This window comes from Pseudomonas sp. TZ252, assembly GCF_056110345.1.
Map to the genome: position 1 here is coordinate 4,207,855 of NZ_CM148566.1, position 26,949 is coordinate 4,234,803.

Genomic DNA, 26,949 nt, shown 5'->3' on the forward strand with positions numbered 1-26,949 from the left:
GAAATATCGGACCTCCTTTTTCCTATGGCTCAGACAGACAAGCACTATTTCGGCACCTTGCTAGCCCAGACTTCCCGTGCTTGGCGCGCTGAACTCGACCGCCGCCTCAGTCACCTCGGCCTGTCCCAGGCGCGCTGGTTGGTGTTGTTGCATCTGGCGCGCCATCGCGATTCGCCCACCCAGCGCGAGTTGGCCCAATCGGTCGGGGTCGAAGGCCCGACCCTGGCGCGGCTGCTCGACGGCCTCGAGTCCCAGGGCCTGGTACGGCGCCTGGCGGTGGCGGAGGACCGGCGGGCCAAGCACATCGTGCTGACTCCCAAGGCCGATGTGCTGATCGCCGATATCGAGGCCATCGCCGCCAGCGTTCGCAACGACGTACTGACCGGCATCGACGAGTCCGAGCAGGCGCTGTGCCAGCAGGTGCTCTTGCGAATCCTGGCGAACCTGGAAAAGCGCTGAGCACTGCGTCACGAAATTCCGCTAGAATCGCCATTTTTATGGCATCACCTCCTGGGCTTTCGTCCGAAAGCCCTCTACAGAGGTTTTCGTCGGTTTTCTGACGAAAAATCTTGACCGTTTCCACGGCATTCCTCTATTCAGTGATGGCAAAAAGCCATGTCTTGCGCCATGTGGTGCGTTCAGCCCTGTGCGGGGCGAAATTCGGGCTAACGTGAAATAGATGTAGCAGTCGACCGCTGGCCGGCTGTGTGCTCGAAGTGCGGAGAAAAGAACGGAATGCCCGGTAAAGCCTTGCGTGTCATGTTGTGTGCCTGGTCGTGCCTGTTGGCCGGGCAGGCGAGCGCCCTGGGAGTGGGAGACATCACCCTGCATTCGGCGCTCAACCAGCCGCTGGATGCGGATATCGAACTGCTCGACGTCGGCGATCTCGGCGCGGACGAGATCGAGGTCCGCCTGGCGGGCGCCGACGTCTTCGCCGCGGCCGGGGTGGAACGCTTGCAGTTCCTCAACGAGCTGCGTTTCAGTCCGGTGCTCCAGGGGCGCGGTGGCAATCGCATCCATGTGTCCTCGAGCCGACCGGTGCAGGAGCCCTACCTGAATTTCCTGGTGGAGGTGGCACGCCCCAACGGCCGCATCGTGCGCGAATTCACCGTACTGCTCGATCCACTCGGTTATACGACGCGCATGCTTCCGGCCGCGCGCAGCGGGATCGAGCCGCAGCGGCAATCCTCGACGCTGGCGCCCGCGCCGCGTAGTGCCGCGGCCGTCGTAGACCCGGCACTGCTGGAGCCGGGCGACGAATACCTGGCTCGCCCCAACGACAACCTCTGGGCCATCAGCGGACGCCTGCGTGGTGCCGGCAACGCCGATCGCGCGCAACTCATGGAGGCCCTGTACCAGCTCAATCCGCAGGCCTTCGTCAATGCCGACCGGCACCGGCTCAAGGCCGGCGCGCGCCTGCGCCTGCCGGCCGGCTACCAGCCGGAGCGAGGCGCGCCCGGCGCCGTGAAGGAGGCGGCCTTGGAAGTCCTGCCGCCAGCCGATGCCGCCGTGGTGGAAAACGCTCCGGCGGCTCTCGTCGAGGCGCAGCGCCAGGCGGATGCCGAGGCCGAGGCGTTGGCCCGGCAACGGGAGGAACTGAGCCAGCGGATGGACGATCTGCAACGCCAGTTGCAGGCCTTGCAGGAACAACTGCAGCAGCGCGATCACCAGGTCGCCGAACTGCAACAGCAACTGGCCCGGCGCCAGGCGGTGCGGCCCGCGGCGCCGCCGCCCGCCGCGGCCGCGCCTTCGGTTGCGCAACCGGTTGAAACGCCGACGGACTCGCAGTACTGGCGCTGGATGATCGTCCTGCTGCTGGTCCTCGCTCTGCTCGGCGTGTTGCTGTTGCGTCGCCGCCGCGAAGAGGCTCCTGTCCCGGCGGTCGAACCGAAGCGCCGGGTCGCCCTGAACCTGCCGCTGCGGCGTGCGCCGCGCCCCCCGGCGGCCGCACCGGCGCCGGCAAAGGTCGAGGAACAGGCCAGGCCGCCGGTCGCCGTTCCCTCCAGCCCGCCGCCGTCTCCTCCGCCTGCTCCGGCCGCCGCTCCGCGCGCCGCCATGGCTGCGGCGGACAAGCTGGACGGCGCCGACATCTATATCGCCTACGGTCGCTACGGACAGGCCCGCGACCTGCTGCGTCAGGTACTCGCCGAGCAGCCGCAGCGCCTGAGCGCGCGGATGAAGCTGTTGCTGGTGCTGGCTGAGCTGGGCGATGCGGCCGGCTTCGACGCGCTGGCCGAGGAAACCCTGGCCAGTGGCGGCAACCCGGAGGCCATCGACGAGTTGCGCGGACGCTACCCGGCGCTGCTACAGATGCCGGCGACCGAGACGCCAGCGGCAACAACCAAGGACGACGACTGGAGCGACCTGCCGCTGGCCGAGCCGCCCGTTTTGCAGCAACCGGATGCGTCCTCGGGCGCCGACGGCTTCGGCGACCTCAACCTCGATCTCGATCTCGACTGGGGCGCCCTGGAGAATCCCCTGGACAACCCCGACCTGCCGCGCCGCGCCGCTGCCGGCAAGGCGGAACCGGCGGAGGAGCCCCTGGCGTTCGAGAGCAATCTCCATGAACTGCCGGATGTCGCCGAGTACGAACACCTCGAACTCGACCAGCCAGAGCCGGCCACGGTGCCGCCGGAGGAGGCCTCGGCCAGCCTGGACCGGGCCCGCGCCTGCATCGACAGCGGCGATCTCGACCAGGCCAGCCGCATCCTGCGCCTGGTGGTGGCGCACGGCGACCCGTGGCAGAAGGCCGAGGCGCGCGAGTTGCTGGCGCTGATCGCCTGAACTCCGCTCAGAAGTTCTGCCCGAGGTTCAGGTAGAACGCCTTGAAGTTCTCGTCGTTGATCCCGTAGCTGAAGGTCAGCGGCCCCAGCGGCGTATCGAAGCCGATCATCAGGCTGGCGGCGTTGATGTAGCCGCTGTCGTATTCGTTGTCGTTGTTCCAGATGCGTCCGCGCTCGATGCTGCCGCCCAGGTACAGCGGGAAGTCCAGCGGCAGGAAGGAACGTTCGGTGAGGCGCCGGTAATAGACGATCCGTCCCAGGCTGTAGTTCTGCCCGGACAGCGCGTCGCGGCGGAAGCCCGACAGCTCGCGGGCGCCGCCGAGGGTGAAGCTGGAGGTGACCACCTCGGCGTCGTCCAGGGTGCGCCCGTAGCCGCCGCCGAACACCCAGGTGTCGGCGCCGAAGCTGAGCGCCTTGTTCAGCCGCAGGTCCCACTGCCGGTAGCTGTCGTCCGAGCCGAGGGACTTGTCGTAGCGGCGCATGGTCAGGCCGATCTCCTCGCCCTCGTGGGGGAAATTGACGTCGTCGACGGTGTCGAACGAGTACTTCAGTTCGTAGTAGCCCTCGGTGAAGTCGATGTCCGGCAGGCTCGGGTCGCCGATGCGTACGTCGGCCTTGCCGTAGGCCTGCACCGCGCCCAGGCGGATTTCGCCGTTGTTGGCGATCTGCCGGCCGACGTTGAGGCCGTAGCCGTAGCGCTCCAGGCGATAGCGCAGCAGCGGGTCGTTGTTCTCGGTGACGTCGACGTTCTGTGCCTCGTGGAACAGGAAGGGCGCGACGAAGTAGCGTGAGCCGACGTCGAGCGGCTGGTAGAACTCGCTGTAGAGTTCCTGGCGGTCGCCGAGCTGGACCCGGGTCAGCCACTCGGCGCCGAGCCGGTTGAGGCCGTTCATGCGGTAGCTGCCGCCGAGGTTGAAGGTGCTTTCGCCGCGCATGTCGTCGGACAGGTTGAGGCCCAGGCGAAGGAAGTCGGTGCCGCCTTTCTTGCCGGTGGCGTGGATCACCAGGGTGTTGAGCTTCTTCTCCTTGACCACCCGGTACTGCACCTGGTCGAAGTAGTCGAGGCCGTAGAGGGTGCTCATGTCGTCCTGCAGGCGGCCGAGGTCGAGGCGCGTGCCGAGCGGCTGGCGGATGTAGTGGCGGATCACCTCGTCGCTGACCTTCGAGTTGTTCTCCACGCGGATCGCGTCGATCACCGGCTTGCGCTGGTTCGGCGTGCGCGCCACGTCGAGCGCTTCGCTGTTGAGGTCCTTCGGCTTGCGCAACTCGGCGAGGCGCGCGGCGAGCACCGTGGTGGCGCGGTAGCCGGCGTCGATCAGTTGCGGCACGCGGCCGAAGTCGGTGGTGCCGTAGCCGGACAGCGGCGGCTGGATCAGCACGTCGCCGGGCTTGAGCGTGGCCAGCTGGGCTTCGGAGTTCTTCCGGGTCATCAGGGTGATCGACTGGTTCATCACGTCGAGCACGGTGCTCAGGTCCTTGCGGTCGCGCAGCGGGTTGCCGATGTCGACCACGATCACCACGTCCACGCCCATGTCGCGCGCCACGTCCACCGGGATGTTGTCGACCATGCCGCCATCCACCAGCAGCCTGCCGTCGATCTCCACCGGGGCGAACACGGCGGGGATCGACATGCTGGCGCGGATCGCCTGGGGCAGGTGGCCCTTGCGGAACACCACTTTCTCGCCGGTTGCGATATCGGTGGAGACGGCGCGGAAGGGGATCGCCAGCTTGTCGAAGTCGCGGTTGTCGCTGGTGTGCACCAGCAGGCTTTCCAGCACCATCGCCAGGTTCTGGCCCTGGATCACCCCCAGCGGCAGGCCGAGGGTGCCGTCGTCGCGGAAGCTGATCTTCTGCTTGACCAGGAAGTCGCGGTCGTCCTGCTTGCGGCGGAACGGCACGTCCTTGCGCGGCGGTGCGTCGGACAGTGCCTGCTGCCAGTCCATCTCCAGGGCGATGCGCTCCAGTTCGGCGGGGGTGTAGCCGGAGGCGTACAGGCCGCCGACCACCGCGCCCATGCTGGTGCCGGCGATGGCGTCGATCTGGATGCCCTGTTCGTCGAGGGCCTTGAGCACGCCGATATGGGCCAGGCCACGGGCGGCACCTCCGGAGAGGACCAGGCCGATCTTCGGCCGGGCCTCCGTGGCGAGGGCGGACAGGGGAAGCAGGAGCAGCAGTACGAGCAGCAGGCGGCGCATGAGAACGATCCGGAGCCGGGTGAAAAGGCGGCTATTATAGGCGCGACCGTTTCCCCTGAGCCGCCGACATGCCCACCGCCAAGCCCGAAATCGTCATCACCTATTGCACCCAGTGCCAGTGGCTACTGCGTGCCGCCTGGCTGGCCCAGGAACTGCTCAGCACCTTCGCCGACGATCTCGGAAAAGTCTGCCTGGAGCCCGGAACCGGTGGCGTCTTCCGTATCACCTGCGACGGCGTGCAGGTCTGGGAACGCAAGGCCGACGGCGGCTTCCCCGAGGCCAAGGCGCTCAAACAGCGGGTTCGCGACCGCATCGACCCGCAACGCGACCTCGGTCACAACGATCGTCCTTCCCGCTGAACCGCTGCCGTCCGCCCATGGCTTGTTGCAGGTCAACGGGCGGCACGGCGCATAGGCATAGCCTGGGGGCATTCATCCTGTCGAAGGGAGTGCCCATGAGCATCATCGTCACCGGCGCCGCCGGCTTCATCGGCAGCAATCTGCTGCAGGCGCTGAACCGGCGCGGCGAGACCGACATCATCGCGGTGGACGATCTCACCGACGGCGAGCAGTTCCGCAACCTGGCGGACGCCGATATCGCCGACTACCTGGACCAGAACGACTTCCTCGAGCGCTACGCCCGCGGCGACTTCGGCACGGTCCGCGCGCTGTTCCACCAGGGCGCCTGCGCCAGCACCCTGGAAAGCAATGGCCGCTACATGATGGAGAACAACTACCGCTACAGTTGCCGCCTGCTGGAAAGCAGCCTGGAACTCGGCGTGCCGTTCCTCTACGCCTCGTCGGCGGCGGTCTACGGCGCCGGCCGGACCTTCCGCGAGGCGCGCCAGTACGAGCGGCCGCTGAACGTCTACGGCTATTCCAAGTTCCTCTTCGACCAGCGTGTGCGGCGGGCGCTGCCGCAGGCGCGCAGCCAGGTGGTCGGCCTGCGTTACTTCAACGTCTACGGGCCGCGCGAGGAACACAAGGGGCGGATGGCCTCGGTGGCCTACCACTGCTACCAGCAATTGCGCCGCGACGGGCGGGTCGAACTGTTCGGCGAACACGGCGGCTTCCCGCCCGGCGGCCACCTGCGCGACTTCGTCGCGGTGGAGGACGTGGCGCGGGTAAACCTGCATTTCTTCGACCATCCGCAGCGTTCGGGAATCTTCAACCTCGGCAGCGGCCAGGCACGGACCTTCAACGAGGTCGCCCTGGCGGTGATCAATAGCGTCCGCGCCAACGCCGACCAGCCGCCCCTGTCGCTGCAACAGGCCGTGGAAAGCGGCCTGCTCGGCTACCGCGAGTTCCCCGAGTCGCTGCGGGCGCGCTACCAGAGCCATACCTGCGCCGACCTGGAGCTGCTGCGCGAGGCGGGCTACCGCGACGATTTCCAGAGCCTGGAAGAGGGCGTCGCCGGCTACTGCCGCTGGCTGGCGCGCAGCGCCTGAGGGATCCTGCTCAGCGGCCCAGTGCCCCGCCTACCGGGGCGCGGGCGAAGCGCAGCTCCGGCAGCAGGGTCAGCAGCGCCAGTACTCCGAGGGCCGCGCCGACCCAGAGCGCGCCCTGCAGGCCGAATCCGCCGGCGATGCCCAGGCCGCCGATCCAGGAACCGGCCATCACGCCGAGCATGATGCAGGCGGTGTGCACCGAGTTGACCAGCATGTTGTTATGGCCAACACGTGCGCCGCGGGTCACCAGCGCCGGGTTCATCGACACCCCGGTCAGGCCGATCACCACCAGCGCCGCCACCGCCACCGCCGGAACCTGTCCGAACAGGGCGAAGGCCACCATCGCGGCGATGGCCGCCAGCAGGCCGAAGGCCAGGACCGCGATGGTATGGCGGTCGGCCAGGCGGCCGACGATGTTGTTGCCCACCAGCGTCGCCAGGCCGTAGACCACCAGCAGCAGCGGTACGGTCGAGGCGGAGAAGCCGCTGACCTCGGTGAGGATCGGCACGAAATAGGTGAAGCCGGCGAAGGTGGCGCCGATCAGCAGCAGACTGGTGGCGTAGACCCACCATAGATGGGCGTTCCTGAACACCTTCAGTTCCTCGCGCAGCGAGCCGCTGCCCGCCGACCCCGGGATCGCCGGCATCAGCTGCAACACCAGCAGGCCGACCAGCACCGCCACCAGCGCCACCGCGAAGAAGCTCGCGCGCCAGCCGTACCATTCGCCCAGCCAGGTGGCGACGGGCAGGCCGAGCACGGTTCCGACCATCAGGCCACCGAGCACCAGCGACGACGCGCGGCCGAACTGGTTGCCTTCGACCAGTTCGGCGCAGGCGGTCAGCGCCACGCCGAAGAAGGCCGCGGCGGCGACCGCGGTGACCAGTCGCGCCGCGACCATCACCGCATAGCCCGGCGCCAGGGCGCCGATGACCTGGCCGACCACGAACAGCGCGATCAGGCCGAGCAGGGCGTTCTTGCGCGGCACCCGGAGCAGGGCGGTGGTCAACAGCGGGCCGCCGACGGCCATCGCACCGGCGTAGAAGGTGACCAGGTAGCCGATCGCGGCGAAGGACACGCCGAATTCGGCGGCCAGCGCCGGCATCAGCCCGGCGACCATGTATTCGCTGGTGGTCAGGGCGAAGATCGCGGCACCGAGCACGTAGACAATCAAAGGCATGTTTCCAGCTCCCGAGCGGTTCAGACGACGATGAAGCGAGCCACGGCGACCTGCCCGTGCCGTGGCCGCGCGATGAATGCACGACGGCGACTCATGCCGCCGACGAACCGAAGCCCTGGTCGGCGCCTTCGGGCAGCACCGTCACGCAGTGGGCGAACAGGTTCGAAGCGCTGCGCACCACGGTCAGCCCGCACTCGGCGAGCAGGGCGTGGAGGCAGGCGCGTGAATACGAGCGCGAGTAGAAGCCGTCGCTGCCGGTGAACACGGTGCCGTCGTCCCGCGTGTGCAACTCCAGGCCCTGCACCCCGCAACGGCGGTAGTAGCTCTGGCGGACGCGGGTGGCCTCGGCGCTGTCGCCGAACACCGAGACCACCGCCGCCACGCTGCGCTCGGCGAGGGAGTCGAGCAGCCGTTTCGGCTCGCGGAAGTTGCCCAGCAGGTTGAACGGCAGCAGGTACAGCGCGCGCGAGCCGACCGAGGCACCGCGCCTGGTGTGGTTGAGGATGTCGTCGACCACCGTGTCCGCGCGATCGCTCATGCCCTCGCGCTCGATCCGCGTGCGCAGCGTCTCGATCGCCCGCTGGTCGAGGTCGACGCCGAGATAGCGGGCATTGAGCAGGCGCGCGATTTCCAGCGCCCGGCCGTCGTAGCAGCCTAGCTCGACCAGTGCGTCGCAGCGCAGGTAGGCCATCGCCTCGAAGGTCATCAGGCTTTCCATTTGCAACAACGGCAGCACGTCGTCCGGAAAGTTGGCCAGGGTCATTATCGTCCTCGGTCCGAACTCCAGCTCGTAGAAAGCCGACTCCCGATGCGTCCCGATCGTGAGATCCATGTTCTGACTCACCTCTTCCTCCAGCGAATCTCGCTCTGGTGTTGGTTGATCGAAGGCGATGCGCGTTCCCATGTCCCGGCACCGCCTTCGCCTGGCAGAGAAGCGACGGAACGCCGGCGTTCGCTGGCCTCAGGCGGCGCGGTGCTTCTCGACCAGCTGGAACAGTTCGTCCACCGTTTCCAGCAGGTCGAGTTCGTCGTCGACCCCGGTGACGCCGAACTCCTTGCGCAGCTTCAGCGACAGCTCGCTGACCACCAGCGAATCGAAAGCCAGGTCTTCCATCCTGCTGTCCCGGCTGATTTCCTCCTTCGGCACGCCGCTGGCGACGCTGAGCACGGTGAGGAGATGGTCTTCCATGTCGTTGGGCATTGTTCTTCCCTCTTCAGTCCATTGTCGGAACGATCTTCGGCCAGCGCAGGGCGACCGAACCCCAGGTCAGTCCGGCACCGAAACCGGTGAGGACCATGTTGCCGCCGTCGCGCAGGATGCCTTGGCGCAGGCCGTGGGCCAGGGCCAGGGGAATCGAGGCGGCGACGGTATTGCCCACCTCGGCGATGTTGCTCACCACTCGCTCGACGGGAAGGTCGAGCTGGTCGGCGACCGCCGCGAGAATGCGTGTGTTGGCCTGGTGCGGGACCAGGTGATGGAGGTCCGAAGCTTGCCAGCCGACCCGGTCGAGCACCCGCCGCACCGAGTCGCTCATCTGCGTCACCGCCTGGCCGAACACTGCCTTGCCGTCCATCCGGAAGTAGTTGGAGGCCTGTCCGGAACTGCGTTCGGCGCGACTCACGGCGGGGGTCATCAGCAGGTCGAACTGGTGGCCGTCGCTGCCGAGGTCGAAGGCCAGCAGCGCGCCTTCTTCCTCGGCATCGCCGGCACGCAGCACCACCGCTCCGGCGCCGTCGCCGAACAGTGCGCGGGTCGAGCGATCGGCGGGGTCGAGGGTATGGCTGAAAGTGTCCACCCCGACCAGCAGCGCGCTGTCCGCCAGCCCGGCGCTGATCAGCGAGCCGACGCTGGCCAGGCCGTAGACGAAGCCGGTGCAGGCGGCGGACAGGTCGAACGCGAGCGCGCCGACCAACCCCAGGCGCGCCGCGACCCTGGGCGCGGTGGCCGGGCAGCAGAAGTCGCCGGTGCTGGTTGCCAGCACCACCGCATCGACTCGCTCCAGCCCCGCCGAGGCGAGCGCGGCGGAGGCCGCCCGCAGGGCCAGGTCGCCGCTGCCGAGGTCGCCGGCGATATGCCGCTGGCGCACGCCGGTGCGGCTGCTGATCCAGGCGTCGGAAGTGTCCAGCTCGGCGGCGAGCATGTCGTTGCTGAGCACGGCCTCGGGCAGGTAGCTGCCCAGGCCGCAGACCACGGCGGCGCGCGGCATGGCTCAGGCTCCCTGGACGATCTTGGCGGCGGCCTCGACCCCGCCCAGGGCCTCGAGGTGCCGCAGCGGATTCCAGAAGTCGCGGTAGAGCAGGATCTGTCCGTCGCGGGTGCGCAGCACCGAGATGTAGTCCTGCGCCAGCTTGCCGCCGGAAACGGTGGCCACGCCGTCGCCATGGAATTCGCCGATGGCCAGGTCGGGGTCGGCGGTCTCGTAGAACTGCACGTCGGTGAAGCGCACGGTCAGGTGCTCGGGAAACAGGCGCATGTGCGCCCAGATGGTTTCGCGGCCCTCGAAGCGGGTCTTCCAGCCCGGCGGGGCGTAGGGGAATTCGAGTACGCCTTCCGGATGGAACAGGTCGCACCAGCCACGGGCATCGCCGTTTTCCAGGAGGCGCAGGCTGTGGACGAGAATTTCCTTGGCATTCATTGGGCGATCCTCTCGATCGGGTTGGCGTGGGAGGCGGTGTTCGCCGGGGCGCTGCATCCGGTGCGCACCGGCACGCTGATCAGGGCGCGGAGGAAGGTGATCGGCAGCCACTGCAGCTCCGCGTGGGGGACCGCCAACTGGAGGTCGGGGAAGCGCGCGAGCAGGCGCTGGATGGCGATCCGCCCCTCCAGCCGGGCCAGCGAGGCGCCGACGCAGTAGTGCACGCCGAAGCCGTAGCCGAGATGGCCATCGGTGTTGCGGGTGAGGTCGAGGCGGTCGGGATCGTCGAAGCGCTCGGCGTCGTGGTTGGCGGTCAGGTTGGAGACCAGGATGTATTCGCCGGCGGGAATGGTGACCCCGTCCAGTTCCACGTCTTCCACGGTGAAGCGCAACATCGAGGCGCGCACCGGACTGTCGTGGCGGACCAGTTCTTCCATGGCGTTGGGCAGGAGTTCCGGCTGCGCCCGCAGCAACGCCAGTTGCTCCGGGTTGACCAGCAGGGTGACCAGCGCGTTGCCGATCATGTTCATGGTGGTCTCGAAGCCGCTCATCATCAGCAGGTGGGCCATGGAGACGAGTTCCGCTTCGCTCAACTGGCCGCTCTCGTCGGCGGCCTGCACCAGCCCGCTGTAGACGTCGTCGGCCGGCTGCCGGCGCTTGGCCTCGAGCAGCACGCGCAGGTAGTCGACCTGCGCATCGGCCAGGGCCTGGGCCTCCTCCGGCGACAGCAGTTCCGCCTGGCGCTCCCAGGACTGGCGGGCGTGTTCGCGCTCGGCCTCGGGAATGCCCAGCAGCTCGAAGATCACCGCGATGGTCAGCGGGATCGCGAAGTCGGCCATCAGGTCGGCCTGTTCGCGGCCGGCCATGGCGTCCAGCAATGCCTCGGTGATCCGTTCTATATGCGGTTGCAGGCGCTCCACCTGGCGCGGGGTGAACGCGCGGCCAACCAGCGAGCGCAGGCGGGTATGGTCCGGAGGGTCGAGGTTGAGCATGTGGTGGCTGAGTCCCTCGCCGATCCCCGCGCGCGGGCTGCCGGTACGCTTCGCGTAGAGTTCGGCGGCCTGCCGGGCGTCGCGGCGGACGCCCGGATGGTTGAGGACCTTGCGCGCGTCGCGGTAGCGCGTCACCACCCACACCGGATGCTCGGCGGCGCGATGCGCGGGACGCGGCGCGCCGTCCACCTGCAGGCCGTCGTAGAGCGCGTGCAGTGGCGAGATCAGTTCCTCGCCCAGTCTCAGTTTGCGATCAGGCACGTTGCTCCTCCTTCGCCGCCGGGGCGGCGGTGACGATGGGGCGGAACATCCCGTCGATCACGCTATCGGGCAGCAGCCGCGCCAGCAGGGTACCGCGGCGCACGTCGGCGCCGACCCGGTAGCGGGTCCGCGGCTTGGCCGCGGTGAGCGCGGCATGCACCGCGGCGGCGACATCGGCGGGCTTGGTCGCGCTGTTGCGCGCGCCGTCCTCGTTGGCCTGGAGGAAGCGCAGGTAGGTATCGCGATAGAGGTCGGCGACGGCGTCGGGGGCGTCGGCCAGGGCGCGCTCGCCCTCGCTGGCGATCTTGCCCCAGATCGGCGTCCAGATCGCCCCGGGGCTGACCACCGAGACCTGGATGCCCATGGGTGCCAGCTCGCGGCGCAGGGCGTCGCTCACTCCCTCCTTGGCGAACTGCGCGGCGGAGTAGGCGCCCAGGTAGGGAATGGCGACCGAGCCGAGGCCCGAGGTGACGTTCACCAGGCGCGCCGCGCCGCCACGGCGCAGCAGCGGCAGGATCGCCCGGGTCACCGCGAGCTGGCCGATCAGGTTGACTTCCAGCTGGCGCCGCAGCAGGTCGCTGGAGACGCATTCCAGCGGCGCGGAAATGCAGATCCCGGCGTTGTTCACCAGGCCCCAGAGCCCGGTATCGCCGACTTTCTCCGCCACCTGCGCGGCGGCCCGGCCAATGGATTCCTCGTCGGTGACATCGATCAGCAGCGTGCTGATCCGGCCGGACGGGCAGGCGTTCGCCAGGCGCTCGCCATCCTCCTGGCGGCGCACCCCGGCGATCACCTGGAAACCCTGTTCGGCCAGGTGCAGCGCGGTTTCCCGGCCGAGGCCGCTGGAGGCGCCGGTGATCAGTACGTGGCGGCCCTGGGGCGAGAGAGGTTTGCTGGTGAATAACATGTCATTGCTCCTCGAGGGCGGATCGTTGGGGGGCGTGGATCGCCGACAGCAGGGTGCCCAGGCAATCTTCGGCCAGGCGTTCGGCGCGTTCGCCGGGGACCGCTTCGTCGATATAGGTGAAGTTCCAGAACAGCCGGCCATGGCTGGAGTTGATGGCGGCCACGAAGTAGCCGTTCACCGAGATGCCGGTGAGGAACTGCGCGTCGGAGAGGCGCAAGGCGCCGATCCGCTCGGGGAACGGATAGCGACCGATGTTGGAGGAGCACAGGTTGATCGGCCCTTCGGCTTCCATGAAGGCCATGAATGGCCGCGCGTCGGCCATGCAGCGCGGCGCAGCGCTGGCGACCAGGGTGACCAGGTTGAAATGATGGCCCTGGCGACGGCGTTCGCCGAGGTCGTCGGTGAGCGCGCGGGCGACCTCCCAGAACGGCCGGGCGATGTCCAGCACCACCGGTACCGTGGCGACGTAGGTGCCTACTTCGTCGGGGCGCACCGGCGGCTCCAGTTCGTCGCGGAAGTCGATCGGCGAGCCGATGGCGATGTGGCTAGGGCGGCGCTGGTGGTCGTGGCCGGCGGCGATGGCCAGCGCCGCGGTCAGCGCGCCGTGTACCGTGGTGCCGTGTTCGCGGGCGCGTCGTTGCAGCTGTTCCAGCTGCGCGCCGTCCAGCTCCCGGTGCAGCAGGCGGGTACGCCGCGCTTCCAGCGGCACCGGGTTGCTCGGCTCGATCCGGCCCGGGCGGTGGCGGCCGACCAGCGCTTCGTCCTGGGCGGTCTGCTCGGCCAGGCGCGCCGCGCCTTCGTCGCCGGTGAAGCGGCGCGGACGCAGATCCTCCGCCGGCGGCAGGGCGCTGGCGGTCCAGGGTTGCGCGGCGGGGTCGGCGGCCAGGGTCAGCCATTGTTCGGCGAGGGTCAGCACGGTAGTGCCGTCGGCGATGATGTGCGGTACCACGACCAGCAGGTCGTGGGCGCCGGCGTCGGTGGCGATCGCCACGGTACGGATCAGTGGCCCGCTGTCCGGATCGATGCGTTCCGGCAATTCGCGCTCGTTGATTTCCCGCAGCCATTGCTCCTCGCCGCCGCCGCGCACCTCGCGCAGCGGGATGGGCCGCTCGCAGGGCACCCAGCGCGGATCGAGCCCGGCATCGTGCTCGATCCGCGCGCGCAGCAGCGGATGCCGCGCCTGCAGCGCGTCGAGGCCGCGGCGCAGGTCGTCGATGGACAACCGGCCATGGACCCGCACCCGGGAAATCACGTTCAGCGCGGAGAACTGGTCGCTGAGCCAGTACCAGCGTTCCACCGCGGACAGCGGGCGTCGTATCTCGGCCATCATTCGACTCCTGGGAAGGTCAGTGCCAGTTCGTTCTGCCGGGCGAAGGTTCGCTCCGGAGCGAAGCGGAAGTAGAGATCGCGGGCGACGGTGCGCAGCGGATGCTCCAACTGCTCGATGCGGCTCAGCGCCCGCGAGGTCTCGACCATCGCCCTGGCGCGGTCGCGACGGCGGTTCTCGTAGGCGCGCAGGGCGGCTTGCGGGTCGTCGATGGTGGCCAGGCAGTGGGCCAGCACCGCGGCGTCTTCGATGGCGATGGCGGCGCCCTGGCCGAGGCTGGTCAGCATCGGATGCGCGGCATCGCCGAGCAGGGTCACCGGGCCGTCGCCCCAGCGCTCCAGGAACGGTCGGTCCTGGGCCGGCAGGCTGCTGATGTCGGCCTCCGGGGTCGCCTCGATGACCGCCTGCACTTCGTCGGCCCAGCCGGCGTAGAGGCGCTGGATGCCCGCCTTGCCGCCGCGCCAGTCCTTCGCCTGTTCGGCCGGCATGTTGCGGGTGCCCCACCAATAGACGTTGCCTTCGCCGATGTCGGCGAGACCGAAGCGCTGCCCACGACCCCAGTAATGGGCGACGTAGCCCGGCGTCACCTTCGGATGGCGGAACGCCGGCGTGGCGCGCCAGATCACGTAGTGCCAGTCGGTGGGACGCTCCGGGCCGGTCATGGTGGCGCGGATCGCCGAGTTGAAGCCGTCGGCGCCGATCAGCACGTCGGCGTGCACTTCGCGGCCGTCGCTGCAGAGCACGGTGACGCCTTCGCCGTCGGCGTGGCGCAGGTAGCCGGTGGCGCTCACGCCCAGTTCGATGCGGCAGTCGCGGGCCTGTTCCAGCAGCGCCTGCTGCAGGCTCGCGCGGTGGATCGCCAGGCTCGGCTGGCCGAGCTGACGGGCCAGGCCGCCGAAGTCGATGGCGCGGATCGGTCGCCCGCGCCGGGTGAGGAACCGTAGCGAGTCGAAGGCCTGGGCGCGGGTAAGGTCAGGGCGCACGCCGACCCTCTCCAGGGCGGTCAGCGCGTTGGGCATCAGCGACAGCGCCGAGCCGACCGCGCGCAGCTCCCTGGCCCGCTCGTAGAGTTCGACCTCGAAGCCGGCGGCCTTCAGGCAGGCGGCCGCGGCGAGCCCGCCGATGCCGGCGCCGGCGATGACGATCTTCAGGGGGTGTCTGCTCATGGGCGGGTCCGTTCGCTGGAGGTGGAGGGTTCGAGCAACGCGGCGATCTCTGCCGCGACCGTCTCGACATAGGGTTCTTTCATCAGCACCAGGTGGTCGCCGGGGACGTCGATCACATCGAGGCGGCCACTGGTCCAGTGCTGCCAGCCGTTCTTCGGGTCGCCGTAGTGGGTGCCGGCGGCGTCGTGCATCGGCTTCAGCGCCAGCGGCAGCGGGCCGTCCGCGCGCAGCAGGGTCATGTCCTGGTCGCTGACTTCCGGGCGATAGCCGATGAGTGCCTGCCAGCTCGCCCGGAACAGCTCGTAGAGCCGCTGCACGGTGGCGCGCGGGGTGCCGGCGGGAAGTACGCCGGCCTCGATGGCGCGTTCGACGATGTGGTCGAGCTTCTGCTCCAGGCTCGCGCCTTCAGGCAGCGGCTCGACCTCCTCGTCGCTGCGCTCGAACCAGACCAGTTCCCAGTAGAAGAACAGCAGCAGGGCTTCGTCGCTGGCGCTGCCGGCGTGGTTGCGGTCGACGGTGATGGAGTCGAGCACGATCAGTTGGGCGACCGCCTGCGGGTCGAGCGCGCGCAGTTGCCGGGCCATCTCGTAGGCGACGAAGCCGCCGAACGACCAGCCGCCGAGGTAATAGGGGCCTTCCGGCTGCACCCGGCGGATCGCCGCGAGGTAACTGGCGGCGATGTCCTCGAGGACCGCCAGCGGCGTACTGCCCTGGCCGGTGCCGGCCGCCTGCAGGGCATATACCGGCTGGTCCGGCGGCAGTGCGCGGACCAGCGGCAGGTAGCAGAGCACGTGGCCGCCGAGCGGGTGGACGAGGAACAGTGGCGGGCGGCTGCCGCCGGCACGGATCGGTACCAGCGGGTCGAAGGCGCGCACCGCCGAGCGTTCCCGCAGGCGTTCGGCGAGGCCCTCCACGGTCGGCGTCTCGATCAGCGCGGCCATCGGCAGGTCGACGCCATAGCGCTTCTCGATCAGCAGCATGAAGCGCATCGCGCTGAGCGAGGTGCCGCCGAGGTCGAAGAAGCTGTCGCGGATGCCTACCCGGGGACGATCCAGCAACTCGCCGAGGAGTCCGGCCAGGGTGCGCTCGTAGTCGTCGCGCGGGGCCAGGTACTCGATGTTCGTCCCGTGCTCCAGCGGCAGTGCGCGCAGGGCGGCGTCGTCGCGCTTGCCGCTGGGGGTGAGGGCGAAGCCGTCGACCCAGGCGAAGTGTGCCGGCACCATGTGTTCCGGCAGTTCGCTGCGCAGTGCCTGCTTCAGTTCGGCGAGATCCACCGCCTCGGGCTCGCCGAGCAGGAAGGCAGCGAGGAATGCATCGTTGCCCTGGCGCTCGCGAGCCACCACCGCCGCGCCGCGCAGGCCCGGCTGGCGCTCGGCCTGGCGCATGATCGCCAGCTCGACCTCGGCCGGCTCGATGCGGAAGCCGCGGACCTTGACCTGGGTATCGGCGCGGCCGAGCCAGACGATCTCGCCGTTGCCGAGGATGCGCCCGAGGTCGCCGGTGCGGTAGAGCCTGGCGCCGGGGCGCCAGGGATGTTCGACGAAGCGCTCGGCGGTGAGTTCGGGGGCGCGGTGGTAGCCGCGCGCGAGGCAGTCGCCGCCGAAGTACAGCTCGCCGGTAACACCGACCGGTACCGGGCGCAGCGCGGCGTCGAGCACCTGCACCTCGACCCCGTCCAGCGGCCGGCCGATCGGCGGCAGGTCCGGGTAGTGCGCCGGATCGCCGCTCAGCGAGTGGTAGGTGACCTGGTGCGTCTCGGTGGGACCGTACTGGTTCTCCAGCAGCAGCCCGGGCATCGCCGCGCAGAACGCGCGGACGTCTTCGGTGATGCGCAACTGCTCGCCGGAGGACACCACCACGCGCAGGGAGCCGGGGCGCACGCCCAGGGTATTGGAGGCCTCGGCGAGGCGTTGCAGGGCGACGAAGGGCAACAGCACGCGCTGGACCTGGCGGCGTTCGAGGACATGCAGCAGCGCGGAGGGGTCCATCCGCTCGCGGTTGGAGATGAGTTGCAGCTCGCCGCCGCCGCACAGCGTGGAGAAGATCTCCTGGAAGGCCATGTCGAAGCTCAGCGGCGCGAACTGCAGGGTGCGCAGCCCCGGTACGCCGCTGGCGACGCGCAATTGCCACTGGGTGTAGTTGGCCCACATCCGGTGGCTAAGCTCGACGCCCTTCGGCCGCCCGGTGGAACCGGAGGTGAACAGCAGCATGGCCAGCTCGTCGAGCTGCGGCGCGGCGAAGGTCTCGGGCTCGATGTCGGCGACCAGTTCCTCTACCGGCAGCACCCGTTCCGCCGCGGCGACATGGGCGTGCTCGGGATGCGCGACCACCCGGAACGGCTGTGCGGTCTCCAGGATCAGCGCCAGGCGCTGCGCGGGATAGCTGACGTCCAGCGGCACGCAGACCAGGCCGGCGCGCAGGATGCCCCAGATCGTCGCGATCATCTCCGGCGAACGGTTCAGCGCCACTCCGATCGCATCGCCGCGGCGCGCGCCGGCGCGGACCAGGCGGGTGGCCACGCAGCGCGCCACATGGTCGAGGTCGCGATAGGTCCAGCGTTGCTCCTCGAAGGCCAGCGCGGCGCTGCCCGGCAGCGCCTCGACCTGGCGTTCGAACAGGCTGACGACGTCGACCAGCGGCTCGGGCTGGGAAGCGGCGTCGCGGCGAGGGGCGAGGAAGGCGAAGTCGGCGGCTTCGTCGGGATGCTCGGCGAGGCGCCACAGGAGCTCGACGAAGGTCGCGCCGATCAGCGCGGCCTGGCTGCGGCTGATACCGCGGCCGTCGCTGTCGATGCGCAGGTACATGCCGTCGCTGGGCGTGGCGATCACGTTGACCAGCAGGGCGAAGTTGGTTTCTTCCCAGACGCGGAAGTCGCGTAGTTGCCACAGCGGTTCGAGGACATGCAGGTTGACGTAGTTGAAGGCGCTGCTCAGTTCGTCGCCGACGATCTGCTGGATGGCGCTGAGCGGATAGCGGCGATGGGCGTGTCCGTCGCGCTCCTGGCGGAACAGCGCATCGGCTACCTCGATCCAGCTATTCCCGGCAATCTCCGAGCGGACCGGCACGGTATTCAGGAACAGGCCGACCATGCGGTCGGCGTCGGGCAGTTCGGGGCGGCCGTTGCTGATCGCGCCGGTGACCACGCTGTCGCTGCGGGAGAACAGATGCAGGGTCAGGCAATGGGCGGCGAGCAGCAGCGATTTCAACGGTAGTCCGCGTTGCGCCGCAGTGGCCTTGAGTCGTTCGAGCAGCCCGTCCGGCAGCGCTTCGCGATGGCTGGCCGGACCTTGCGCGGCTTGCGGCTCGTGGGCGCCGAAGCCGTCGAGGCGGGTCATCCTCGCGCCCTCCAGCAGCCCGGTCCAGTACCCCACGGCGGCCGGCGAAGCCAGCGCGGCCAGCTCCTCGCGGACATGGCAGGCCAGCGCCGGCGCGGGGCCCGGCAGCGGCTCGCCACGGTAGGCGGCGACCAGCGCGACGATCAGGTTGGCCACGCTCCAGCCGTCGAGGATCGCATGGTGGAAGCTGAACACCAGGTCCAGGCCGTCCTCGCGGACGAACGCGGCGAACAGGAACAGCCCGGGCTGTTGCAGCGAATAGCGATGGAAGCGGCGTTGGCGGATGTGCTCGTCGAGCACCGTCCCGGCCTCCGGGTTGCCGCGCAGGTCCAGGATCAGCGGTTCGCTGCGCGCCTGGGTATGCACCAGTTGCAGCGGTTCGGATGCACCGCTGAGGTCGAACGACGAACGCAGCGCGGGATAGGCGGCGACCACCCGGTCCAGCGCGTGGCGGAACGCGGCTTCGTCCCAGGCCAGGTCGAAGCGGTAGTGGAACACGTCGTGGTAGACCGACGAGTCGGGGCGCTGGCGGCTATGGAAGAGCAGGCCGAGACTCAGCCGGCTGGTCGGGAAGGCGTCCTCCAGCCCTTCCAGGCGCGGCTTGTCGACTTCGGAAACCAGTTCGAAGGGCTGGTAGCTTCGCTCCGCGAGCGGACGCACCAGGCGCTCGGCGAGGCCCGCCACCGTCGGGTTGCGCATCAGGTCGGCGAGTTCGAAGCCCAGGCCGCGCCGCTGTGCGGCGGCGCGGATGCGCAGCATCAGGATCGAGTCGCCGCCGAGGGCGTAGAAGTCGTCGTGCACGCCGACCTCCGCCACGCCGAGGACATCGGCCCACACCGCCGCCAGTTCGGCCTCGGTCGCCGTGCGCGGCGCAACCGCCGCCACCTGTTCCGGCGGTGCCGGCAGTTGCCGGCGGTCGAGCTTGCCGTTGGCGCTGAGCGGGAGGCTGTCGATGCGCACGAAGAAGGCTGGCAGCATGAAGTCCGGCAGCGTCGCCGAAAGTCCGGCGCGCAATTGACCGGGGTCGAGTTCCGCCGCAGCCACGTAGTAGCCGACCAGGTGCGTGCCGCGTACCGCCGAATCGCGTGCCACGACCGCGGCGTCGCGTACGCCGGGAAGCGCGGCGAGGCGGTCGCGTACTTCGTCGGGTTCGACCCGGTTGCCGCGGATCTTCACCTGGTCGTCGGCGCGGCCGAGGTATTCGAGGTTGCCGTCGGCCAGCCAGCGGGCCAGGTCGCCGGTACGGTAGAGACGGCCGCCGGCGACGAAGGGGTCGACGAGGAAGCGCTCGGCGTTCAGCTCCGGCCGGTTCAGGTAGCCGCGGGCGACGCCGACGCCTCCTATATATAGCTCGCCGACGGCACCGAGGGGCTGCGGCCTGAGCGCGCGGTCGAGGACGTACAGGCGCAGGTTGTCGATCGGCCGGCCGATCGGGACCCGCGTGGGGTTGTCGCTGGCGCATTCATGGTCGGACACGTCGACGGTGGCCTCGGTCGGTCCGTACAGGTTGACCAGTCGCACGGCGTCGCCGAACAGCCGGCGGAAGCGCGCGACCTGCAACGGCGCGAGGGCTTCGCCGCTGCAGAACACCAGGCGCAGCGAGCTTGCCGCCGTGCGGGCGGTCGGGTCGCCGTCGAGCAGGTCGAGGAACGGCGTCAGCATCGACGGCACGAAGTGGATGACCGTGACCGCGTCGCGCTGGATGCTCCGCAACATTTCCCGCGGGTCCTTCTCGGCGCCGGGCGGCAACAGCGACAGGCGGGCGCCGGTGAAACTCCACCAGAACAGTTCCCAGACGGACACGTCGAACGTCACCGGAGTCTTTTGCAGAAGCACGTCGCGTTCGCCGATCGGATAACGACGCTGCATCCAGTTCAGGCGGTTGACCACCGAGCGGTGCTCGACCATGACGCCCTTGGGCATGCCGGTCGAACCGGAGGTATAGATGACATAGGCCAGGTCGCCGGGCGCCACGTTGGCCGCCGGCAGGTCGCCGGTGCTCTGCGGCAGGCGTTCGAGGTGCAGCACGCGCGTCTCGCCGAGGCTCTCGCCGAGTGTCGCTGCGCGCTCGTCCACCAGCACCACGCGGGCACCGCAGTCTTCCAACAGCAGGCGGACGCGCTCCAGGGGATGGTCGGGATTGATCGGCACATAGGCGCCGCCGGCGCGCTGCACGCCAAGGATCGCCGGCAGCAGGTGGGGACCGCGGGCGACCAGTAGCGCTACCCGCTCGTCGGTCCTCACACCCGCTGCGCGCAGGGCGTCGGCCACGGCCTGGACCTTGGCGTCCAGCTCGGCATAGCTGAGCGTGCCGCCGTCGGCTTCCAGCAGCGCGGTGCGTTGCGGGGTGCGTGCCACCTGCTCGGCGAACAGCGTGGGCAGGGTAGCCTGCTCGGGGAATGCCTGGTCGGTGGCGTTGCGGGTGTGGATCAGTTCCTCGCGCTCGGCGGCCGACAGCGGATCGAGTTCGCCGAGGCGGCGCTCGCCGCCCTCCACCAGGGCGCGCAGGAAGGTTTCGATATGCCGCGCCGCGGCGTCCATGGGGAAGTCGGCGTCGAACACATCGCAGGCGTATTCGAAATCCACCTGCGCGTCGCTGTGCCCGTCGAACTCGGAGACCCAGATGGCCAACGCGTCCGGGTCATGGGCGTGGGTCTGCGCCACGGTCTCGACGCTGGCGTTCGGGATCGCCTGGGCGGCGGGCCAGCGCATGTAGGAAAGGGTGGTGTCGAACAGTGGCGAGGCGCCGCGCAACAGGTCGCCGAGGGGCATCTTCTGGTGGCGCAGCAGCGTCCGGGTCGCCTCGCGCAACTGCGCCAGGAATTCGTCGACGGTCTGTTCCGGCGCGGTGCGGATGCGTAGCGGCAGGGTATTGGCGAAGTGCCCGACCACTTGCTTGGCCGCGCGGTCGGCGCGGTTCAGCACCGGTACGCCGAGGACCACGTCGTCGTTCTGGTGGATCCGCGCCAGGTACAGCGCCACGGCGGCGGAGAGGAACAGGAAGGGCGATTCGCCACGATCGCGGATCGCATCGAGCAGTGTGCGTTCCAGCGTCAGCCTGTGGCGCGCGGTGCGGCGCAGCCCGGCCGGGCGCCTGCGGGTGAAGAGGGCCGGCTCCAGGCCCTCCAGGGCCTCGGCGAAATAGGCGCGGTCGCCGCGGTACTGTTCCGAACCGGAGTAGTCGTCGGTCTCGAGTTGCGCCAGGAGGGAAGCCGTCGGCATCTGCGCCTGTGGCTCGCCTAGCTCGCCCAGGTAGCCGGCGCGCACCCGGCTGAGGAATAGCTGCAGGCCCCAGGCGTCGCTGACGATATGGTGGGTGCGCACGTAGACGTAGAGCGCCTGGTCGCTATGCAGCAGGGCCAGGTCCACCAGGCTGCGGCCGTCCAGCGGGTAGGCGTGGCGGAAGGCGTCGCGCAACCAGGATCGCACGGCGGCCTCGGGGTCGCGGTCGGCGCGCAGGTCGACGTGGCGCGCCTCGAACTCGGCATCCGCGTCCAGCCACTGGTACGGCGTACCGTCCGTCTCGCCGAGGCGCAGACGGAACGCCTCGGTGTCTCGCGCCGCCTGCAGCAGCGCCCGTTCCAGGGCCTGGGTATCGACCTCGCCGGTGAAGCGGTCGTAGCTGAAGATGGTGTACTGGTCGAGTTCCGGAAACTGCGCGGCGGCGACCCAGATGTCCCGTTGGTAGGGCGATAGCGGCAAGCGAGCGAAACGAACCATCCCTGCGTCCTCTTCAACAATCCATCGATTCGGCGAACACGGGCACCGCACGCCTCGCCGGACAGGTTCCACCCGTCGACGGTTCAGCGCGCCGTAGCCAGCGTGGTTGGCAGGGAAGCGGCGGCACCCGAAGCAAGAGCGGGGTGTACTATTACTTTTGGCAGGCTCGAAGAAATAGCTGTTAATTCTTGCAGGGTAGCCGCGTTGTTAACTGTTAATTCTGGTAGGTAATTACGAGGCAACTTACAAATCTGTTAGGTTCCGGGAAACGTGCGTCGCGGCCCTGTATGGCTATGCTTCACGAGATTACCTTCGCCGGTCTTTTCGAAGTTGAAGCAAGCCTTTCGAAAGTGTCTGGCTGATGCATAATGGGCCGCTCGGAAGAGGCGCATTAACGGATATATATCCGCGCCCTGGCGAACAACGAACGCATGCCCTGAAAGGTTTGCCGGATGGATTACCAACAGTTCCAGGAGGTTGCATGAAAACCGATGACAAGGACCGCGAAGGCGGCGACTCCCACGGCGCCATCGGCGCCAAGCTGATGGAGTACGCGCTCAAGGTCAGGAAGGTGTTCGTCACCGGCGGGGTCGACGAGAAGATGGCCAAGGACGTCGTCCAGCAGCTGCACATCCTCGCCTCGATCAGCGACGATCCGATCTACATGTTCGTCAATTCCCCGGGTGGCCACGTCGAGTCCGGCGACATGATCTTCGACGCGATCCGCTTCATCACACCGAAGGTCATCATGATCGGTTCCGGCAGCGTTGCCAGCGCCGGCGCGCTGATCTATGCCGCGGCGGACAAGGAAAACCGCTATTCGCTGCCCAATACCCGCTTCCTCCTGCACCAGCCGTCGGGTGGCATCCAGGGGCCGGCGAGCAACATCGAGATCTACCGCCGCGAGATCGTGCGGATGAAGGAACGCCTCGACCGGATCTTCGCCGAAGCCACCGGGCAGACGCCGGAAAAGATCAGTGCCGACACCGAGCGCGACTTCTGGCTGAACGCGGAGGAGGCCGTGCAGTACGGCCTGGTCAACAAGATCATCGTTTCGGAACGGGAGATCACGCTGCCTGGCCAGTGAGTTTCCGCAGGCCGGATAAATACGAAGGCGGGCGCGAAGAGCGTATTTCCCGACTCTCTTCTCGCTCGCTTTTCTTTCTTTAATTTCCGATCGATAGGGTAACTTTTCTTACTTTTATTTTGCTTGCTTTCAAAATGCCATCAGCAGGAATGGCTGGCTTTTGCAAAGTCTCACGTCGCGCGCCCGTTATTTTCAATCATTCTATCGAGCGACATTTTTCAGGCTTACGGAAATTACCTTCCGTCTGCCGGCCTTGTTTGACTCGCCCTGACGTAACAATGGACAAGCGCCGGGAAAGTTCCAGCTTCCGCGGCGCTTGCCGGTATTTCCAGTGAATTGTTTTCAGGCGTTCGCCGCGCGCCGGGCCGCCGGCGAGTTGGCCAGGTATTCCAGGGCTTCCTGGGTATTCGCCTCGTGCTCGGGGTGGTACCAGGGATTGAAGTAACGGGCGACGTCGCGGAAGGTGCGCGCGAGGTTCGGCAGCAGGCCCTGCTTGCCGAGCCGCCACCAGGTTCGTAGGAATCCCTGGCGCTTGGCGCCGCGCAGGCTCGGGTCCTGGTCGAGGAGGGTGCGGGTGCCGTCGGCGAGCAGGTAGACCAGTATCGCGATGACCAACAGCATGGTCAGTTGCCGGGTGACGAAGCTGCCGCCCAGATGCATGTGCAGGTCGTGGGCGACGCTGCGGTGCTCTACTTCCTCGGCGCCGTGCCAGCGCAGCAGGTCGAGCATCACCGGGTCGCTGCCGCGGCGATCCAGCTCCCGGGCCTCCAGCACCCACTTGCCGAGCACGCAGGTGAAATGCTCCACCGCGGCGATGATCGCGCAGCGCTGGCGCAGCCACCAGCCGTCGAGGGCGCGGGTCAGGCGGTTCTGCCCCAGCGGGTAGTCGCAGAGCAGGCGTTCGAAAAGGAAATCCATCTTGTCGGTGAACGGCTTGGAGTCGATGTCGAACCTGCTCAGGTAGCGCTGGATCGCGCCGTCGTGGGCCCGCGAATGCATCGCTTCCTGGCGGATGAAACCCTGCACGTCGTCGCGCAGGCGGGCGTCGCTAACCAGCGGCAGGGCCTTGTTGTAGAGGCGGCAGAACCACAGTTCGCCGGAAGGCAGGAGCATGTGCAGGACGTTCATCACCTGGGACGCTTCCGCTTCGCCGGGAACCCAGTGCAGGGGGGTATCGCTGAAGTCGAAGCGGACCTTGCGCTGGACCAGCTTGTGGTGGAATTCGCTCATGGCAGGCTCTCAGGAAGTCAGGTCGAAGCGCGCGAGAAACCGCGTGGCCCAGGGCGCGAAGCGCCATTGCAGGGCGCCGAGGTGCACCTCGCTGCCCACCGAGACCACCGCCTTGTTGCGCTCCACGGCGCGCACCAGCTTTTCCCCGACGGTGTCCGGGCTGAGCCGGCGTCGCTTGTAGAAGCGCTGGATCTTCGCCTGGCGCCGTGCCTGGCGTTCGGCGTCCATGCCGACGAAGCGGGTGGCCTGGACGATGCCGGTATCGACGAAGCCCGGGCACACCGCGGTGACTCCGATCGAACGTCCGGCCAGTTCTGCCCGCAGGCATTCGCTGAGCATCAGTACTGCGGCCTTGCTGGTGGCGTAGGCGGGGTAGTTGCGCGACGGCGCGAAGGCCACGCCGGAGGCGACATTGACCAGGTGCCCCGGCTTGTTCGCCGCGATCATCTGCCGGCCGAACAGGCGGCAGCCGTCGATCACGCTCCACAGGTTGACCCGCAGCAGGCGCTCCCATTCCGCCGGCGAGGTGTCGAGCATCGGTCCGGCCATGCCGATGCCGGCATTGCTGACTACCACATCCGGGACTCCGAGGGTGTCGCGCACCCACTCGGCGAAGGTCTCCATGGCCTGGGTATCGCCGACGTCGACCTGGTAGACATGGGCCGTGGCGCCAAGGGCGCGGGCCAGTTCGGCGCTGCGTTCGGCGGCTTCCAGATCGAGATCGGCGGCGAGCAGGCTGGCGCCGCGCTCGGCGAAGCTGAGCAGGGTCGAACGGCCGATGCCGCCGCCGGCGCCGGTGACCACCACCAGCTTGCCGTTCATCGAGCGCGCGTCGGGCCGGACCTGGGCGCGTTGCAGGGCCGGCGGCGACTCGCCGGTTTCCTGGGCGTCGATGAACTCGCCGAGCCAGCCGGCCAGTTGCTCCGGCTCGGCCAGCAGTTGCCAATGGCCGACGCTCGCCTCGCGCCGCCACAGGCGTGGCGCCCACAGGCTGAGGTGCTGGAACAGCTGGGCGCCGACGTAACGGTCGCGGGTCGGTACGATCAGTTGCACCGGCACTTCGGTGTGGCGCTTGCGCGGACGGAACAGGCTGCGGATGAAGTTGCCGCGGTACAGCTTGACCCCGTGCCGGCCGTCGCTGGCCTGGGTCGGGTTGACCTGCGGATGGCGGACGCCTTCGGCGTGCTTCAGGAACTGCGGCCAGAGCCGGGCCAGGCCGGCGCTCCAGAGCAGCTCGGGTACGACGGGGGTATGGAAGAAGGCGATGTACCAGGAGTGGAGCAACTGGCCGAATACCGCTTTCAGGGCCTTCGGACTGCGCTGCCTGAGGTGTTCGCGCATCCAGAAACCGACATGGTCCAGGCAGGGCCCGGAGATCGAGGTATAGGACGCGATCAGCGGTCGGCACTGCGGATCGGTGACGCTTTCCCAAGTCTGGATCGAGCCCCAGTCATGGGCCAGCAGGTGTACCGGGCGGTCCGGGCTGGTGGCGCGGATCACCGCCTGCAGGTCTTCGCTGAGCCGCTGCAGGTGGTAGTCGCGGCTCCAGCGTGGCTTGTCCGAAGCGCCGGCGCCACGCACGTCGTAGGCGACGATGCGGTAGCGCCCGGCCAGTTGGCGGATCAGCGGCAGCCAGGTCTCGTGGTTGTCCGGGTAGCCATGCACCATCAGCAGCGTCGGCTTGCCGTTGTCCGGCGCGCCCCAGCAATGAACCGCCAGGCGCACGTCGCCGGATTGCACGAATAGGCGTTCCGGCTGCAGGTCGGGGAGGGCGAGGAGCGCGTTCATGCGGCCTCCCGTGCTTGCGGCAGCAGTCCGCGCGCCTGCCAGCGGCGGACGTGCGGCAGGTCGTCGTCGAGCCAGTAGGCGTCGTCTTCGGTGACCACCAGCAGTTCTTCGAACTTGGCGCCCACCCCGCGTAGCCCCAGGTGCGGTTCCACCGCCCAGAGACCGGGCGTCGGCGGGTGCTCGGAGCGCTTGCCGCTGGACCACAGCGGCGACCAGCCTTCGCGCTTGCCGGTGACCAGCGCGTTGCGCGTCAGGGTGTACAGGTTGCGCACGCCGAAGCGCGCCACCGAGGGACCGCGGCGGTTGCCGAGCTTTTCCACGCGATGGGCGAGCACTTCGAAGGGATAGGCCTTGTGCCGTGGCAGGGTGCCCTGGATCACGCAGAGCCGGTCGACCGCCTGGCTGACTTCGGCCAGGGGGCGCCGTTCGCGGACCAGGTCAAGGATGGTGCGTCGGTGTATCAGCAGATCGTCCATCAGCCGCTCCTGCAACAGGTTGTGGCCTAGTGCGCCGGAGTAGCCGACATCGGCGGTATAGGCGCCGAGGGTCGGCGCGCAGTCGAGGATGAACGGCATGCCTTCCTCCAGGCGCTGCTTGCCGGGGTAGAAGGCCAGGTTGAAGCCACCGAGATGACGCAGGCCGTCGAAGCCCTTGAACGAGGTGCGGCTGCCGAACCAGGCGAAGGGCTGGTGGAACCAGTCGTCGACGCCATGATCCTGCAGCCAGGTCTTCATCAGCGCCGCGGCTTCCCTCTCGCTGATGCCGGCGCGCAGTTCGCCGTGGATGGTTTCGCAGCAGGTATAGGCCAGTCGCTGGACCTGGCGGAAGTGATCGAGATCGTCGGGAGTGGGTACCCAGGCGCCTTGGGACATGGCTCTCTCCAGGCTGGCTTGTCGTT

At 68.5% G+C, this 26,949-nt stretch carries 19 protein-coding genes; 5 read left to right on the top strand and 14 right to left on the bottom strand.

The window, feature by feature from the left end:
* The first annotated feature begins 24 nt into the window (after positions 1-24).
* The gene (locus tag ACYAF3_RS19505; RefSeq protein ID WP_003091721.1) at positions 25-459 is read left to right on the top strand and encodes a MarR family transcriptional regulator; all 435 of its coding nucleotides are present in this window, start codon (positions 25-27) and stop codon (positions 457-459) included.
* 276 nt (positions 460-735) lie between these two features.
* A complete protein-coding gene (locus tag ACYAF3_RS19510; protein WP_105579108.1) occupies positions 736-2,784 on the top strand; it encodes a motility hub landmark protein FimV in 2,049 nt (682 codons plus the stop codon).
* A 7-nt stretch (positions 2,785-2,791) separates the two neighbouring features.
* On the opposite strand, the gene plpD is transcribed toward ACYAF3_RS19510, so the two are convergent.
* Positions 2,792-4,978 carry a patatin-like phospholipase PlpD gene (gene plpD, locus ACYAF3_RS19515; protein WP_003091718.1) on the bottom strand — a complete coding sequence of 729 codons (2,187 nt, stop codon included), beginning with the start codon at positions 4,976-4,978 and terminating at the stop codon, positions 2,792-2,794.
* A 68-nt stretch (positions 4,979-5,046) separates the two neighbouring features.
* Between plpD and ACYAF3_RS19520 the strand changes: the two genes are divergently transcribed.
* Positions 5,047-5,337, top strand: coding sequence for an Rdx family protein (locus ACYAF3_RS19520; protein ID WP_003091717.1), 291 nt, complete (start codon positions 5,047-5,049; stop codon positions 5,335-5,337).
* Between the two features lie 95 nt (positions 5,338-5,432).
* Positions 5,433-6,425, top strand: coding sequence for an ADP-glyceromanno-heptose 6-epimerase (rfaD, locus tag ACYAF3_RS19525; RefSeq protein WP_003106207.1), 993 nt, complete (start codon positions 5,433-5,435; stop codon positions 6,423-6,425).
* Positions 6,426-6,435: 10 nt separating this feature from the next.
* Here rfaD and ACYAF3_RS19530 read toward each other — a convergent pair whose 3' ends face one another.
* From ACYAF3_RS19530 to ACYAF3_RS19575, 10 genes are all read right to left on the bottom strand, one after another.
* Positions 6,436-7,602 carry an MFS transporter gene (locus ACYAF3_RS19530; RefSeq protein ID WP_003106206.1) on the bottom strand — a complete coding sequence of 389 codons (1,167 nt, stop codon included), beginning with the start codon at positions 7,600-7,602 and terminating at the stop codon, positions 6,436-6,438.
* Between the two features lie 91 nt (positions 7,603-7,693).
* Positions 7,694-8,446 carry an SAM-dependent methyltransferase gene (locus ACYAF3_RS19535; RefSeq protein WP_003119643.1) on the bottom strand — a complete coding sequence of 251 codons (753 nt, stop codon included), beginning with the start codon at positions 8,444-8,446 and terminating at the stop codon, positions 7,694-7,696.
* Between the two features lie 117 nt (positions 8,447-8,563).
* A complete protein-coding gene (locus ACYAF3_RS19540; RefSeq protein ID WP_003106204.1) occupies positions 8,564-8,803 on the bottom strand; it encodes an acyl carrier protein in 240 nt (79 codons plus the stop codon).
* Between the two features lie 13 nt (positions 8,804-8,816).
* On the bottom strand, positions 8,817-9,809 hold the full coding sequence (locus ACYAF3_RS19545; protein WP_003091712.1) for a beta-ketoacyl-ACP synthase III: 993 nt from the start codon (positions 9,807-9,809) through the stop codon (positions 8,817-8,819).
* A gap of 3 nt (positions 9,810-9,812) precedes the next feature.
* On the bottom strand, positions 9,813-10,238 hold the full coding sequence (locus ACYAF3_RS19550) for a nuclear transport factor 2 family protein (RefSeq protein WP_003091711.1): 426 nt from the start codon (positions 10,236-10,238) through the stop codon (positions 9,813-9,815).
* On the bottom strand, positions 10,235-11,491 hold the full coding sequence (locus ACYAF3_RS19555) for a cytochrome P450 family protein (RefSeq protein ID WP_003106199.1): 1,257 nt from the start codon (positions 11,489-11,491) through the stop codon (positions 10,235-10,237). Before ACYAF3_RS19555 ends, ACYAF3_RS19550 begins: the two co-directional genes overlap by 4 nt.
* Positions 11,484-12,398: an SDR family NAD(P)-dependent oxidoreductase gene (locus ACYAF3_RS19560; RefSeq protein ID WP_003106196.1), complete on the bottom strand. Its 915-nt coding sequence runs from the start codon at positions 12,396-12,398 to the stop codon at positions 11,484-11,486. Before ACYAF3_RS19560 ends, ACYAF3_RS19555 begins: the two co-directional genes overlap by 8 nt.
* Position 12,399: 1 nt before the next feature.
* Positions 12,400-13,728, bottom strand: coding sequence for a condensation domain-containing protein (locus ACYAF3_RS19565; protein WP_003119646.1), 1,329 nt, complete (start codon positions 13,726-13,728; stop codon positions 12,400-12,402).
* Positions 13,725-14,891: an FAD-dependent oxidoreductase gene (locus ACYAF3_RS19570; protein ID WP_003091709.1), complete on the bottom strand. Its 1,167-nt coding sequence runs from the start codon at positions 14,889-14,891 to the stop codon at positions 13,725-13,727. The genes ACYAF3_RS19565 and ACYAF3_RS19570 overlap by 4 nt, the downstream gene beginning before the upstream one ends.
* Positions 14,888-21,946, bottom strand: coding sequence for an amino acid adenylation domain-containing protein (locus ACYAF3_RS19575; RefSeq protein WP_121377940.1), 7,059 nt, complete (start codon positions 21,944-21,946; stop codon positions 14,888-14,890). Before ACYAF3_RS19575 ends, ACYAF3_RS19570 begins: the two co-directional genes overlap by 4 nt.
* Before the next feature lie 481 nt (positions 21,947-22,427).
* On the opposite strand from ACYAF3_RS19575, the gene ACYAF3_RS19580 reads away from it, so the two are divergent.
* Complete coding sequence (locus ACYAF3_RS19580; protein ID WP_003091706.1) at positions 22,428-23,033, top strand: ATP-dependent Clp protease proteolytic subunit; 606 nt, start codon at positions 22,428-22,430, stop codon at positions 23,031-23,033.
* A gap of 342 nt (positions 23,034-23,375) precedes the next feature.
* Here ACYAF3_RS19580 and ACYAF3_RS19585 read toward each other — a convergent pair whose 3' ends face one another.
* Genes ACYAF3_RS19585 through ACYAF3_RS19595 form a run of 3 tightly spaced genes read right to left on the bottom strand, consistent with a single transcriptional unit; the run spans position 23,376 to position 26,923 of the window.
* The gene (locus tag ACYAF3_RS19585) at positions 23,376-24,263 is read right to left on the bottom strand and encodes a metal-dependent hydrolase (protein WP_003117578.1); all 888 of its coding nucleotides are present in this window, start codon (positions 24,261-24,263) and stop codon (positions 23,376-23,378) included.
* 9 nt (positions 24,264-24,272) lie between these two features.
* Positions 24,273-26,051: an SDR family oxidoreductase gene (locus ACYAF3_RS19590; protein WP_003117579.1), complete on the bottom strand. Its 1,779-nt coding sequence runs from the start codon at positions 26,049-26,051 to the stop codon at positions 24,273-24,275.
* Complete coding sequence (locus tag ACYAF3_RS19595) at positions 26,048-26,923, bottom strand: M24 family metallopeptidase (RefSeq protein ID WP_003091703.1); 876 nt, start codon at positions 26,921-26,923, stop codon at positions 26,048-26,050. The genes ACYAF3_RS19590 and ACYAF3_RS19595 overlap by 4 nt, the downstream gene beginning before the upstream one ends.
* Between the last annotated feature and the right edge of the window lie 26 nt (positions 26,924-26,949).